The following is a 13517-nucleotide window of genomic DNA, read 5'->3' as shown; positions in this document are numbered from 1 at the left end:
TATGGCACTCGCAATTCGCATGATCCTCTATGCCGCGTCCGCATTTATTGCGGGGCTCGGCTGGGCGTCCTTTGACGAAGCGGCCGGCACGATCACGGTCAACATCGATGATATCGTCACAATCATCGCTGGGGCGCTGACCTTCGCAGGCACGTTCATTGCGTCTCGGCTGGCAAAGGCGCGGGGCGGCAAGACATGAGCGCGCTAGGTTCCCTGCTAGTCGGCGCGGCTGGTGGGTTTGGCGTGGGCCTGACCATGGGGTTCCTCATCGCTATATTTTCGCGTGATGGGGTGTGGCCCGGTGTCTGGGCTGGGCTAATCATGGCCACCACTGGAATAGGCGCGGCGCTCGGCCTGCTCGAATGGGTGTTGTCATGAACCGCACCGAAGAGGTGGCGCCGTGTTTGGTCTGAGCCACCTTCAAGCGCAACTAATGGCCAGCGGGGTAGGGGTCTTAATCCTGATCGGCGTGGTGGTTTGGCTGCGCGCTGATGCGGCTGACGACCGCGAGCGCGACCTCCGCGCCAACCAAAACACAGACCGCCTAAAACACATTGAGGAATCGAAAGGAACGCGGAATGAAGTTGAAAGCCTTACTGACAACGATCTGGATTCCGCTCTCTGCCGGGTCTTGTCTACCCCCGAGCAATGTGAGCGGAGACGCTCTGTTCAAGGACGTGAGCCAGCGGCCACCGAAAGCGCAGCCAGCGACGATTGACGCGATTGCGCGGGATCGGCCCGTCGCTGAGTGGATCGTCTATCAGGCGCGGCAGTGTGATGTGCATGGCTGCTTGTGAAATAAAGCCCGTCTCTGTTGATGCAGGGGCGGGCTTTTTGCGTTCTGGGGGATCGAAACGAAAGATTGACCAAATGATTAAAACGCAAAACCGAAAGGCTGAATATCTGGCCGATCTCGCCTTGGAAGGTTTCAAGACCCTAAGGGATGGCCGCGATGTGGCGGTGGTCTTGCCGGATGCGGCTTCGGCAAACGCGCTTATTGATACCGTGGAGGCCATGGGGGCCTATCTCGATATCAAGAGGCGGCGGGCCCGTTTGCCGCGACGCAAGGGCGCGCGCTGCGGTGCCTTGCGGACGGTGGTGGCCGATCGGGTAGCCCCAAAGGCGCTTGCGCATTTTTCCGGCGAGATCATTCTGGCACCGGGTCTTGGCGATAAACATGATGTTTTGAGTTGGCGCCGGCTGGGTGAGATTATGGCCGCGCGCCTGCGGGTGCGCGCTGCCACGCGCTCGGGTGGCTTGGCCTCAACGGCCGATCTGGGAGTGCTCAAGCGGCGGATTTGACGGGCTGGCGGGCTATGTCCCGCGCCCTTTGACGAAATCCCGGTGCCTGGGTCCAGGTGCGTTCTCATAAACTAAAGAAAGGTTCATATTCAGCATTTCAAAATTGTCCTGTCTGTAATGCGAACCCAACTTGCCTGCGCTGCCTTGATCGGTAGCGCGGGCTTTTTTGCGTTTCAGGGAGTGCTTATATGCCCGTTGTGGAAAACCTATCGGAAGCGAGCCGCAAAGATTGGATGATCGACTGTTTCAAACCGGTACTACGCATATCGAGGTGAAATGTTGGGCTTGCGGCCATAGCGTCACACTTAGGCCGCCTGATTTGCCGGATGGTATCACAGATTACGAGTTTGAGAAACGCGCTACCTGCCGCTGCGGCACGGGATGGCCCTACGTCACCAAGTTCCCAAGGAAGGCTCCCATGACGATGTGAAGTCGTATGGTTAAGCAGGCAGCAACAGGTACTCCGCAAAGTCCTCAGTAAACTCGTAACGGTCTGCATTGTTGTAAGTCGTTTCGATGATCGCGCCGTAATTCTGCATCACTTTTAGCATTGGCTTCAGATTGTCGTGGTCCTCGAAGTAGTAAGAAAATATCGGGTTCTGTGGGTCGCTATTGTATGACATGCGTTTTGAGCCGATTATGAACTCGCGAATGAAAGGCGCACCTCCAATATCGGTCCTCATTTCTGCGATCAGGTCAGGCATCTTTTCTTCAAGTTTTTCATAGCTTCTCGAAATGACTATCGCAAAACCGCGAATGCCGAGATAGGCGCGCATTTCAGAAAACTCTTTCCACTCTCTTAGCTGATCCGGCGAATGGCTGCTATCATCTGAAGCGACCAGTCTGCTACACGTCTGACAAAGCCAAATACCGTTTTCAGCTGAGGCCCGTTCATCAACAGTTAATGTATCGTCATACCTTGGCCCACCCTTCGCGGCGGCAGTGATGTGCGCAGCAACACCAATGCTAGCGCTCTTGTCACTACCGTCTGGCCCAATGGTCGGACGTAAGCAGGTCTGGTTCGAGCAACGGTACCCTGCGCGTTGCGCAATAGTTCTTATAACAGGTGCTCTAAAATCATCACGGTTTGTCATGGCTGATTCATACGGCATCGGATATGCTGAGGAAAGCGTAAGGATTGAAACCTGCTAAAAGGCCGTGGAGTGGAAGCTGGTGGGCTTAAGGGCGCAACGGTCATTACTTAATTGTGCACGACCAGGCGTAGCTTTCCGAAACTGGCCGCATTACGCCGTCTTTCCCGAAGTCAAGATATGAGGGATGCTATGGCCGATAATGAGAGCCCGTCAATCGCGGCTTATAGAGAATACGCCAATCGTGGCATCCTCGCGGTCTCGACAATTAACTCTGGTGCGATTCTCGCGGCATTGGCAAACATTGAGAGCTTGCGGGGGCTGGATGGTGTGACAGTCGCCTTTCAAGCGTGGACGGTTGGGCTTGCTGCGGCTACTGCGTGTTGGCTCTTTGCGTACCGTGCAAACGCCGCCTACGCCCGTGCTCACGAAACCTGCGACCGTCTTTTTTCGGCACTAGGCTTGCTGTCTTTCGTTCTCAGCCTCGCCAGTTTTATCTGGGGTTCGTGGGCTATTTCAGCGGCGTTCAATGCAGAGGCCGAGACGGTGGCTAACCTGAGCGAGCGGTCGGCTGACGAATGATTGCGATCGTCATGATTTTTGGTGGGGTAGTTGGGTTTCTGGCATGCCTGGCGGGTTTCGCCTGACTAGATCGCTACAATCAACGGCGGGCATGGCGCAAGGCAACTATCGCGGCTCATCGAGCAATCCATGGCTACGCTTCTTCCGTTGCCAGCATTTCAAATCAAGATGGGAGCGAGGTTGATGGCTGATAAGACTCTGCATGGCAACGGCGAGGATTGCCCGGCCTGCGCGCTGCGCCGGGATTATCTTCGCGAGGCTGGCGCAATGGATCAGGTTGTTTCGTGCAATTTCTGCGGCGGCACGGGGCGGGTGGGCCGCGCGGTTGTTGACATCATTCGTGAGGCGGTTGAGTGGGCGGCCGTGCATTATTGGCCAAACGCTGAAGCGCGTTGGCACAAATCCGAATAGAACAATAGTTTGTCCTAGAAGCCCTCTGATTTGGCGCCAATTTTGCTCGGCGCAATATCTACTATCTCTTTGCGGTGCACTCCACGCGGCTAATTTTAGCGCCGCGGCTTTCGAGGGTGACTTGAGTTGCTGGGCTGGTACTGAGTGCCTGACCTACTTCGACCACTCTGTCAGCGTCATCATACGCTGCGCACGTTATGAGCCAATCACGGTCGGTTTCTGGGATGTGGGCGTAATAGTATCCCCCGTTTTCATCTGGCACGATTGAGTCCACGGGCAGCAATGAGGGCTCGTGGGCTGTTCCCTCGGTTGCCAAGAGGATTACGAAGGAGGCTGCAAGGATCTTTGTCATTCATTGTCCAAGTGCTGAAAAGCACAACTGGAGCACAAGCCAGCCGAATTATCAATTGGGCACTATTCGCCCCCGGTTTTCATTCGGCAGAATCACGTGGGGCACTTTGCTTGTAAGTCACTGATGTCTATAGCGACCAACAATGACCCATGGCGGCGTTAAGTTCCTGACTTTAAACAGAAATGGTAGGCCCGGCAGGACTTGAACCTTTCTAGTGCGATTACAGCGCGTCTTCGGAATTTCACTGTGCGGAGAAGAAGTGGGCTCGGGATCGAAGCCGGGATCAGATAAAAGAGTCTGCGCAGTCGCGAACCGCGCAAATTGATTACCTCATGGCGACATGGCGACATGGCGAGCCACGTTGCTCGGCAAACCAACGGGGCTTCCGGGACCAAGTCGGGGTGCCAAGCGCATCATGGGTGTGTTCGTCGGCAGTGAGGCTAGTTAGGGGACATCCAACTTGTTACGCGTAACAGTTACAACCGCCTCGAAGCTACGCAAACGTGAACGAAACCGGGTATAAATAGGGGTTTAAGCGTGAACATGGTGCGCGGTACAGCCCTCCGAAGGCAGAGGCCAGAGGTTCGAATCCTCTAGGGTCCGCCATTAAATCAATCACTTGATCGATCCGACTGATCTGCGTTTCTGTTACGGGTGACGGTTTGCGCTAACAATTCCGACTGCGCCTCCGTGGATTGGGATGTTTTTCTCGCCAGCAGCGTGAAATCTCATGGAAAACGCTAGAAAGTTTGGGAACGGCTATTTTATCCCGTCGTCCAGATCCGGGAGCAGGAAAGCCGCGGCTCAACCGTTCATTGAGTGGGCCGTTGAGGTGGCGCGGGACTAATATCCCCGCGGTCCGATGAAAGCCCGGATGCGACGCTCTTAGCGCCCTTTCCAGACCGGATCTCGCTTTTCAGCAAAGGCCCGCGCACCTTCGGCGTTATCCTCGGAGCCGTAAAGCACATCGACAGTCTTTAGCTGGCGTTTGGTAACCCGGTTCATGGTGTCCTGAAAGTTGCTATCTTCGGCATCCCGCACGATTTCCTTGATCGCGGCATAGACCAGCGGCGGGCCCGAGGCCAAAAGGCGTGCCATATCCCAGGCCTGCGCCATCAGATCATCTGCCGCGTGGACGTGGTTCACAAACCCCCAGCGGTTGGCTTCTTCGGCGTCCAGCCAGCGCCCTGTGAACAGCATCTCCATTGCGATGTGGTAGGGGATGCGCTTTGGCAATTTGATGGATGCCGCATCGGCCACCGTGCCGGACGTGATTTCGGGCAGTGCGAAACTTGCATGATCCGCCGCGAGGATAACGTCTGCCGACAGCGCCAATTCAAGCCCGCCGCCACAACAAATACCGTTTACCGCAGCGATCACCGGTTTGTTCATGTCGCGCAATTCTTGCAGGCCGCCAAAGCCGCCTACGCCGTAATCACCATCCACCTCGTCGCCATCCGCGGCGGCTTTCAAATCCCAACCGGGGCAGAAGAATTTCGACCCTTCGCCTGTGATAATCGCAACGCGCAAATCAGGGTCATCGCGAAAGGCGGCAAAGGTATCGCCCAAGATACGGCTGGTTTGCAGATCAATGGCATTGGCCTTTGGGCGATCCAGAGTGATTTCAAGTACGGCACCTTCGCGGCGGGTTTTAACGGGGCTTGTCATGTTGTTCCTTTCACCAAAAGCGTATCGGCGATGATCGCGCGGTCTTTTGTACAGATGAGGGGATTGATTTCGATTTCGGCAATTTCGTCGGCGTGGTCGGTGACGAAGTTTTGCAGCTTTAGGGCCGCGTCAACAATGGCGTCTATGTTGGCTGGCTCACCACCGCGATAGCCGCTCAACAGGGGGTGTATTCTTAATCGGCCCAAGGCGTGGCGAATATCTGAGTCCGTGGTGGGCAGCAGCAAGGATTGTCCGTCCTCCAGAATTTCCGTCAGGGTGCCGCCCGCGGCCAATGTCAGGACAAACCCATGGGCGGGGTCCGCGACGATGCCTAGCAAAAGCTCCGCGACAGTGCCGGTGATCATTTCTTCGACTAGGAAGGTTTCGGCCTGCATTGCCTGCGCCGCCGCGCTGACTTGTTCCGCGTCAGTGAGGTTCAGCTTTACCGCGCCGGTTTCGGTTTTATGGGCGACCCCTTCGCCCTTCAGGACAACGGGAAAACCGATCTCTTCGGCGCAAGCGATCACATCCGCGGGGGCGATGCCCGCACGGCTTGTGGGGATATCCAAGCCGTATGCCGCAAGGGCCCGTTTGGCATCGCCTTCGGTGACCGTGATCGTCGTTGCGAAGCTGGGGGCAGGTAGCAGGGGTTGGTGATTTTGGCGCGGCGGCATGCGCGCCGCGCTGATCGCTTCGCAGGCCGTGCCAAAGTCGCACAGCGGCACGATCCCCGCGCCAAGCAGGCGTTTTGCAATTGCTTCGGGCAGGTTTTCCACGATGGACCCAACCACCCCAAAGGGATGGCCCGTTTGACGGGCTGCCTCTTCGATCGCCTCGATTGCAATCATCCAATCATCGGCGGTGCAGTTGTCTAGGCGTGGGAAATCAAGCACCACGAGCGTCAGGTTGATATCATCGCCCGTCATGGCCGCAAACACGGCTGTCATGGCGGCCTTATCGCGCCAGATTTGTGTGTGATAATCCAAGGGGTTCGTCAGATTGACCAGCGAACTGAGGTGCTGGGAAAGCGTATCTGTTTGAGCAGATGTCAGGGGGGGGAAAGTCAGGCCACAGTGCGCGGCGGTATCCGCCATGACGCTTGCCTCGCCGCCTGAGCAGCTTAACGACGCAATGCGCCCCCCGGACAGGTGGCCATGGCAGTGAAACAGCTTTAACGTCTCAAGCAACGCAGCGGGGGAGCCGACCCGCGCAATGCTAAGCCGCGCCAGTACCGCATCTGACCCCGCGCTGCTGCCCGCGAGCGAGGCGGTGTGCGAAATGGTTGCCAGTTGCGATTCCTCCGAGCGGCCCACCTTCAGCGCCACAATCGGTTTGCCGAGCGCACGCGACAGCCGCGCCAGTTCTTCAAAATCCGCGATGTCGCCAAAGCTTTCGATGTAAAGGCCAAGTGCCGTCACGCGGTCGTCGCGGATGACAGTTTGGGCGATGCTGGCAAGCCCTTGCTGGGCCTGATTGCCCGCGGTGATGGTATAGGCAATGGGCAACCCGCGTTGCTGCATCGTGAGGTTGATCGCGATGTTGGACGACTGCGCCAAGATCGCCACGCCGCGTTCAACGGGCACCAGCCCATGTTGATCCGGCCAAAGCGCCACCTGATCCACGGCATTCAGAACCCCGTAGCAATTCGGCCCGAGAATGGGCATTCCCCCTGCTGCGGCCAGCAATTGGTCATTCAGAACGGCGCCGTCGGCGGTTTCTTTGAACCCGCTGGCAAAACACACGGCACCACCTGCTCCCATTTGGTTCAGCTCGCCAACCAGATCGATGGTTGCGCTGCGGTTTACACCGATGAACGTCGCATCCGGCGCGTTTGGTAAATCAGCAAGCGTCTTGAAGGCCGGCAAGCCGCCAACACTGTCTTTTTTGGGATGCACGGGCCAGATATCACCCTTGAACCCGATCTTCTGGTTCTGCTCGATCACGGAGTCGCACCACGCCCCACCGCCGACGACGGCAATGGAACGTGGTCGCAAGAGACGCGCAAGATCACTCATGTCTTGGTCCTAGGCGCCAAGGGGGCGCAATAGATCGCGGCTGATGATGTGGCGTTGGATTTCAGATGTGCCATCCCAAATCCGTTCGACCCGCGCATCGCGCCAGAACCGTTCAATGGGGAAGTCATCCATCAAGCCCATGCCGCCAAAGATTTGCAGGGTTGCATCCGTCACCCGCGCCAGCATTTCCGACGCGTAGAGCTTTGCACTGGCGATTTCGCGGTTAGCAGGCAGGCCTTGATCCAGCCGCCACGCCGCCGCCAATGTCAGGTGATCTGCCGCATCGATTTCGGTGATCATGTCGGCCAGCTGAAAGCTGATGCCCTGATACTTGCCGATCTGCTGACCAAACTGCTTGCGTTCAGCCGCGTAATTCAACGCCATGTCAAAGCAACGTCGTGCGCGGCCCACAGACATTGCAGCGACCGTGATCCGCGTGGCGTAAAGCCATTCGTTCATCACCGCAAAGCCGCCATCGACCTCGCCCAGAACCTGAGCATCCGGCAGGCGGCAGTTGTCAAATTCGAGGATCATGTTCTTGTAGCCACGGTGCGAGACCGATTTGTAGCCATCGCGAATGGTGAAACCGGGCGTGCCGCGGTCGACCAGGAATGTCGTGATGCGCTTTTTGGGGCCGCGCGGCGTGTCGTCTTCGCCGGTTGCCACAAAGACGATCAGGAAATCCGCATGATCCGCGCCAGAGATGAAATGCTTGGTTCCGTTCAGAACCCAGTCACCGCCATCGCGTTTGGCTGTGCATTTCATGCCGCGGACATCGGACCCTGCATCGGGTTCGGTCATGGCCAGTGCATCCATCTTTTCGCCGCGAATGGCGGGGAAAAGATAGCGTTCAATCTGATCGTCCTTGCAGGCCATCAAGATATTCTGCGGCCGCCCGAAAAAATGGTTCAACGCCATAGAGCCGCGGCCCAATTCGCGTTCAACCAGCGCAAATTCAAGATGCGAGAGGCCAGCCCCGCCAACGCTTTCGGGGAAATTGCAGGCATAAAACCCCAGATCCAGCGTCTTTTGCTTGATTGTCTGCGCGACGTTATGGGGGACTTCGCCAGTGCGCTCTACCTCTGCCTCGTGGGGGTATATTTCGTTTTCGACAAAGGACCGCACGGTGGAAACGATCATCCCTTGTTCTTCGGTCAATCCAAAATGCATCAGCTATGCTCCGGCTTGGGCAGGGCGGCTTGGGCCGCGATGATGGAGGCGAGCTTGTCGCTGACATGCGCCGCAGGGTCGCAGGATTTGCGGGTTTCCAGACTGACGTGCAGCAGGAACTGATTGCAGGTCGCCACCACATCACCAGCGGAGTTTTTCAATTCGTGGAACAGCCGCAGCTTCTTACCCGCACCCTCAAGAATGGTCGTGACAACGGTGACTGTGTCGCCTGCATGGCATTCATTGCGGAACTTGGTGTGGGTATCGGCGGTAAAGTAGCTGAAGCCGGATTTGATATAGGCGTCATCGGCCCCGATCATGCGCATGAGCGCGTCGGCCGCATCTGACCACAGCTGCCCATAGCGGCTTTCGTTCATGTGCCCGTTGTAATCCGTCCAATCTATTGGAATGGCGCGGGCAACAGTGATGATGGGTTTGGTGAAGTCAGGGTCGGCTTTGCCCTCAAGGCGGGTGTCATGCGCGTTCAGCAATGCGCCTGCACCCCAGTCACGGCCTTTCAGGGACCGCATCATGGATACCAGATTGTCGTCGCGAATGCGTTCAAGCTCGCGGATCGTATGGGCACCGGATTGCGCGTCCGATTGGCTGGCGATCTTCTGTACCAAATCATCGGTCAGTTCGGGCACGTCCATCAACTTGGTCCAAGGCCACTGCAAGCAGGGCCCGAACTGTTCGATAAAATGGGCCATCCCGGCCTCGCCGCCCGCCACGCGGTAGGTTTCAAACAGGCCCATCTGCCCCCAACGCAGACCAAAGCCGAACCGGATGGCGTCATCGATTTCCTCGGTCGTGGCGATGCCGTCCTTGATCAGCCAAAGCGCCTCGCGCCAGACCGCTTCGAGAAAACGATCGGCCACATGCGCGTCGATTTCCTTGCGTAGTTTCAGGGGCTTCATGCCGATTTCAGTAAGCACTTCCTGCGCGCGCGTGGTCGTGGCGTCGTCACCGACCAGTTCGATAAGCGGCAGCAAATAGACCGGGTTGAACGGGTGTGCGACGAAAATCTCGCCGGGGCGAAGCGCGCCTTGCTGCAGTTCGGACGGTTTGAAGCCCGAGGTTGAAGAGCCGATCAGCGCGTCTTTGCGGCAGTGGGACTGAATTTCGGCGAAGATCTTGTGCTTTATCTCAAGCCGTTCCGGCGCGCTTTCCTGAATCCAGTCGGCCTCTGTGACGGCGTCGGCCAATGTGGGGACGATTTTCACCTGACCTTCGGGCGGCAGTGCGACCTCGGACAAGGCGGGCAGGGACCGGCGCGCGTTCGCCATGACTTCGCTGACTTTGCGTTCGGCTTCGGGATCAGGGTCGAAAATAGCGACGTTCCAGCCTGACAACGCAAACCGCGCGGCCCAGCCGCCGCCAATGACGCCACCGCCGATGATTGCTGCTGTTTTGGTCATCGTGGCGCCTGCTTTGTCAGGCCCAGTTTTCGGCGCACGGCATCGGGGCCCATGATGGTCGCCCCCATGTTTTCGATGATCGACACGGCACGCGAAACAAGCGCCTCGTTGGTGGCAAGCTCGCCTTTGCCGAGCCACAGATTATCCTCAAGCCCGACGCGCACATGGCCCCCTGCCAAGATCGATGCGGCGACATAGGGCATCTCGTCACGGCCAATCGAAAACGCGGACCAGTTCCAGTCGTGGGGGACATTGTTGACCATCGCCATGAAGGTGTTCAGGTCATTGGGGGCCCCCCATGGGATGCCCATGCAAAGCTGCACCAGCGCGGGCGAAGATAACACGCCGTCTTTAACCAGTTGTTTTGCATACCAAAGGTGGCCGGTATCAAAGGCTTCGATCTCTGGCTTCACGCCAAGCGCTTCCATCCGCGCGCCCATCGTTGTCAGCATGCCGGGCGTGTTGGTCATCACATAATCGGCTTCGGCAAAGTTCATCGTGCCGCAATCGAGGGTGCATATCTCGGGCAGGCAGTCTTCGATATGGGCCAGCCGTTCTTCGGCGCTGACCATATCGGTGGCATCGTTCAACGGCAGCGGCGCGGAGGGCGGACCAAAGACGATGTCGCCGCCCATGCCTGCGGTCAGGTTCAGGACCACGTCGACTTCGGCATCGCGGATGCGTTCGGTCACTTCGCGGTAGAGTTTCGGATCGCGTGAGGGCACGCCGCTCTCGGGGTCGCGCACGTGGCAATGCACAATCGCCGCACCCGCTTTGGCGGCGGCAATGGCTGAATTGGCGATCTGTTCAGGGCTGCGGGGAACATGAGGTGACCGATCTTGGCTGCTGCCGGATCCGGTCACGGCGCAGGTGATAAAGACCTCACGGGTCATCTGCAGGGGCATCTTGGTCTCCTTTTGGCATTGTCTGCAGACTACCCGGATTGATCGGTGGGCATGTGCAGTGCTAGACAGAAACATGCAGGAAAGGACAAAATCATCAGGCGAGACGGTTAAGATCGACATTCTACTGTTCGATGGTTTCTCGAATCATTGTTTGGCCAACACTTTGGAGCCGTTTCGCGCCGCGAACAGCATCACCGGGCAGGTGCGGTATGACTGGCGCCTGCTTTCGCTTGAGGGGGGGCTTGTGCGGTCTTCAAGCGGGATGTTGGTACAGACCGAATTGGCCATGGCGACGAAGCCCCCCTGCGATTACCTCATGGTGACCGCCAGCTATGGCCATCTTGCGTTGAGCAGTAGTCGGGTTCTGTCCGCGCTGCGGGGGCTTTGCGCAAATGCGAAATGTCTGGTGGGGCTCGATATGGGGGCCTGGTTGCTGGCGGCTGCAGGGCTGTTGGACGACAGGCCCGCGACCATCCATGGGCATCTTTTCGAAAGCTTTTCAGAGACATTTCCGCAGGTAGATGCCCGGCAAGAGCGGTTTGTCATTGATGGCAACCGGATCACCTGCGGCGGTGCCATGGCTTCCTTTGATCTGGTCCTGACGTTGATCGGGGCGCACTGCGGCGAGATCACACGGCTCGATGTCGCGTCGCTTTTCTTGCATCAAAGCGATCAGCCGTTTGGGCAGCCCGACAACATATCGGGGCGGTCCAAACTGGTGTCTCGGGCGCTTGTCCTTATGGATGAGACTATCGAAGCGCCGGTGCCAATTCCGACCATTGCGCGGCACTTGGGGTGTTCGCTCAAAAGCCTGCAAAGACGGTTCGCGCGCAGTTTGAATGCGACGCCGGGCCAAGTCTATCGGCACCGACGCCTGATCGCTGCGAAAAGCTTGGTCGAAGGGACCAACCTGTCAATCTCTGAGATTGCGACGCGCTGCGGTTACGAAAGCGCAAGTGCTATGACGCGCGCCTTCAAGGGCCAGTTTGGCACAACGCCCATGGATTTGAGGGCGGACTGATCGCGTTCTCGATCTCGTCTGAGAAGCTGGATCCCATCCAACCGTTGCCCTTCGCTATCCCGGCACTTGGTTCTCGAACCGCCGGAAGAACAAGGCGATGACCCCGGCGATGATCATGTAAAACACAGCCAGCAAGATCAGCGGTTCATAGACGATAAACGTGTCCGAGCGCACTCGCGAGGATACGGCATAAAGCTCGACCACCGTGATTGTCGCGACCAGAGGTGTGGCCTTGAGTTGCAGGATGGTTTCGCCACCGAGCGTTGGCAGGACGTTGCGGATCGCCTGCGGCAGCCAGATGCGGCGGAACATGGTGAAACGCGGCATGCCGAAGGCGTTTGCAGCCTCAAGCTGCCCCTTGTTCACACTGGAAAACGCGCCGCGCATAACTTCGCCTTCATAGCCCGCATAAGACAGCGTCAGCGCCAGCACCGCATAGGGCCAAGCTTGGCGCAGGTAGGGCCAGAGTTCACTGCCGCGGATCCAAGGGATCTGCGGGAAAAGCGAGCCGAGGCCGTAGTAGAGCAGCCAGATCTGCAAGAGCAGAGGCGTGCCACGGATGACGGTGCAGAATATCCGGGCAGGGGCAGACAGGTACCAAGGCCCGATGGCCTGCGCGAGCCCCAATGGAATGGCCAAGAGAAAACCCAGCACGCAGGTGACGACCAATATCCAGATCGTGCGCCAGAGCCCTTCCAACGCCAGCGGGGCATATTCCGGTATCCAATCCCACCGCAGCGCCACGGCACACCAGATGACCACAGCCAGCAAAAGCGCCAGCATGACAATGCGGTGGGGCTGCATCAGAGCGCGAAAGGGGATCATCGGCCCGCTCCTTTCAGCGACGGCTGACCGCGCCGCGCCCATTTTTCGATCCGCGCAAAGACCGCGCCCGAACATAGGGTCACAATCAAATAGAGCGCGCCCGCGGCGAGGAAGAAGGTGAAATAGGCGCGCGTGCTGGCGGCAGCCTGTCGGGTCTCCAGCGTCAATTCGCTGAAGCCGACGATGGCCAGAAGCGCGGTATCTTTGGTCGCAATTAGCCACAGGTTCGCAAGACCCGGCGTGGCAAAAGACATCATCGCGGGGATCGTCACGCGGCGCAGCAGCATCAGCGGCGGCATCCCGTAAGCGCGCGCGGCCTCAATCTGGCCCGCGGGCACGGCTTGGATCGCGCCGCGCAGCACCTCGGTGGCATAGGCGCCCTGCACCACGCCGAGCACCCAGATCCCGGCGACGACACCGCTAATCTCGACCCGGCCATAACCCATGGCGCCTGAGACTTTGTTAATGAGATCGGTGCCCACGTAATAGAGGATCAAGATCAGCACCAATTCAGGCACGGCCCGGATCACAGTCGTATAAACGGCGAGGAGGTCGCGCAGGACCACCCCGCCATAGAGCTTGCCGTAGGCCCCAAAGAGCCCGATCAGCAGACCAAACCCGAAGGCGCCAAATGCGATCTGCAGAGAGTTCGCAAGCCCGCGCAACAGGTTGCCGCCCCAGCCCGGCGGGCTGAGGGACAGTAGTTGCGCACTCTCGGCAAGCCCGAGCGTTTCGAAGATCATCTCCACGATGGGCG

General features: G+C 58.2%; 15 protein-coding genes. 7 read left to right on the top strand and 8 right to left on the bottom strand.

Annotation, left to right across the window (positions count from 1 at the left end; all coding sequences use genetic code 11):
* Window position 1 precedes the first annotated feature (1 nt).
* The 4 genes from K3762_RS09965 to K3762_RS09950 all read left to right on the top strand — a co-directional run bounded on the left by K3762_RS09965 (window position 2) and on the right by K3762_RS09950 (window position 1302).
* The gene (locus K3762_RS09965) at window positions 2-199 is read left to right on the top strand and encodes a hypothetical protein (RefSeq protein WP_260009235.1); all 198 of its coding nucleotides are present in this window, start codon (window positions 2-4) and stop codon (window positions 197-199) included.
* On the top strand, window positions 196-378 hold the full coding sequence (locus K3762_RS09960; RefSeq protein WP_260009233.1) for a hypothetical protein: 183 nt from the start codon (window positions 196-198) through the stop codon (window positions 376-378). The genes K3762_RS09965 and K3762_RS09960 overlap by 4 nt, the downstream gene beginning before the upstream one ends.
* Window positions 379-578: 200 nt before the next feature.
* On the top strand, window positions 579-797 hold the full coding sequence (locus tag K3762_RS09955; RefSeq protein WP_260009231.1) for a hypothetical protein: 219 nt from the start codon (window positions 579-581) through the stop codon (window positions 795-797).
* 73 nt (window positions 798-870) lie between these two features.
* Entirely contained in the window at window positions 871-1302 is a 432-nt protein-coding gene (locus K3762_RS09950) for a hypothetical protein (protein WP_260009229.1), read from the top strand.
* 440 nt (window positions 1303-1742) lie between these two features.
* Here K3762_RS09950 and K3762_RS09945 read toward each other — a convergent pair whose 3' ends face one another.
* A complete protein-coding gene (locus K3762_RS09945; RefSeq protein ID WP_260009227.1) occupies window positions 1743-2396 on the bottom strand; it encodes a hypothetical protein in 654 nt (217 codons plus the stop codon).
* 189 nt (window positions 2397-2585) lie between these two features.
* On the opposite strand from K3762_RS09945, the gene K3762_RS09940 reads away from it, so the two are divergent.
* Together K3762_RS09940 and K3762_RS09935 are read left to right on the top strand one after the other, a co-directional pair.
* Window positions 2586-2975 carry a hypothetical protein gene (locus K3762_RS09940; RefSeq protein ID WP_260009225.1) on the top strand — a complete coding sequence of 130 codons (390 nt, stop codon included), beginning with the start codon at window positions 2586-2588 and terminating at the stop codon, window positions 2973-2975.
* 129 nt (window positions 2976-3104) lie between these two features.
* The gene (locus K3762_RS09935; protein WP_260009223.1) at window positions 3105-3386 is read left to right on the top strand and encodes a hypothetical protein; all 282 of its coding nucleotides are present in this window, start codon (window positions 3105-3107) and stop codon (window positions 3384-3386) included.
* A gap of 1237 nt (window positions 3387-4623) precedes the next feature.
* On the opposite strand, the gene K3762_RS09930 is transcribed toward K3762_RS09935, so the two are convergent.
* From K3762_RS09930 to K3762_RS09910, 5 genes are read right to left on the bottom strand one after another with little or no spacing between them, the layout of a single operon-like run.
* A complete protein-coding gene (locus K3762_RS09930; protein ID WP_132443351.1) occupies window positions 4624-5406 on the bottom strand; it encodes a carnitinyl-CoA dehydratase in 783 nt (260 codons plus the stop codon).
* Window positions 5403-7421 carry an acetate--CoA ligase family protein gene (locus K3762_RS09925; protein WP_260009221.1) on the bottom strand — a complete coding sequence of 673 codons (2019 nt, stop codon included), beginning with the start codon at window positions 7419-7421 and terminating at the stop codon, window positions 5403-5405. The genes K3762_RS09930 and K3762_RS09925 overlap by 4 nt, the downstream gene beginning before the upstream one ends.
* A 9-nt stretch (window positions 7422-7430) precedes the next feature.
* The gene (locus tag K3762_RS09920; RefSeq protein ID WP_132443353.1) at window positions 7431-8591 is read right to left on the bottom strand and encodes an acyl-CoA dehydrogenase family protein; all 1161 of its coding nucleotides are present in this window, start codon (window positions 8589-8591) and stop codon (window positions 7431-7433) included.
* Window positions 8591-10009 carry a carnitine 3-dehydrogenase gene (locus K3762_RS09915; RefSeq protein ID WP_132443354.1) on the bottom strand — a complete coding sequence of 473 codons (1419 nt, stop codon included), beginning with the start codon at window positions 10007-10009 and terminating at the stop codon, window positions 8591-8593. The genes K3762_RS09920 and K3762_RS09915 overlap by 1 nt, the downstream gene beginning before the upstream one ends.
* The gene (locus K3762_RS09910; RefSeq protein ID WP_132443355.1) at window positions 10006-10914 is read right to left on the bottom strand and encodes a 3-keto-5-aminohexanoate cleavage protein; all 909 of its coding nucleotides are present in this window, start codon (window positions 10912-10914) and stop codon (window positions 10006-10008) included. Before K3762_RS09910 ends, K3762_RS09915 begins: the two co-directional genes overlap by 4 nt.
* A 73-nt stretch (window positions 10915-10987) precedes the next feature.
* Here K3762_RS09910 and K3762_RS09905 point away from each other — a divergent pair, with 73 nt between their 5' ends.
* Entirely contained in the window at window positions 10988-11935 is a 948-nt protein-coding gene (locus K3762_RS09905) for a GlxA family transcriptional regulator (protein WP_132443356.1), read from the top strand.
* A gap of 54 nt (window positions 11936-11989) precedes the next feature.
* Here K3762_RS09905 and K3762_RS09900 read toward each other — a convergent pair whose 3' ends face one another.
* Window positions 11990-12760 carry an ABC transporter permease gene (locus tag K3762_RS09900; RefSeq protein WP_132443357.1) on the bottom strand — a complete coding sequence of 257 codons (771 nt, stop codon included), beginning with the start codon at window positions 12758-12760 and terminating at the stop codon, window positions 11990-11992.
* A complete protein-coding gene (locus K3762_RS09895) occupies window positions 12757-13503 on the bottom strand; it encodes an ABC transporter permease (protein WP_386283966.1) in 747 nt (248 codons plus the stop codon). Before K3762_RS09895 ends, K3762_RS09900 begins: the two co-directional genes overlap by 4 nt.
* Window positions 13504-13517 lie beyond the last annotated feature (14 nt).

Source organism: Sulfitobacter sp. W074 (assembly GCF_025142275.1).
GTDB lineage: Bacteria > Pseudomonadota > Alphaproteobacteria > Rhodobacterales > Rhodobacteraceae > Sulfitobacter > Sulfitobacter profundi.
Note: the sequence above shows the minus strand (reverse complement) of the source record. Positions and strands in the feature narration are given on the sequence as shown.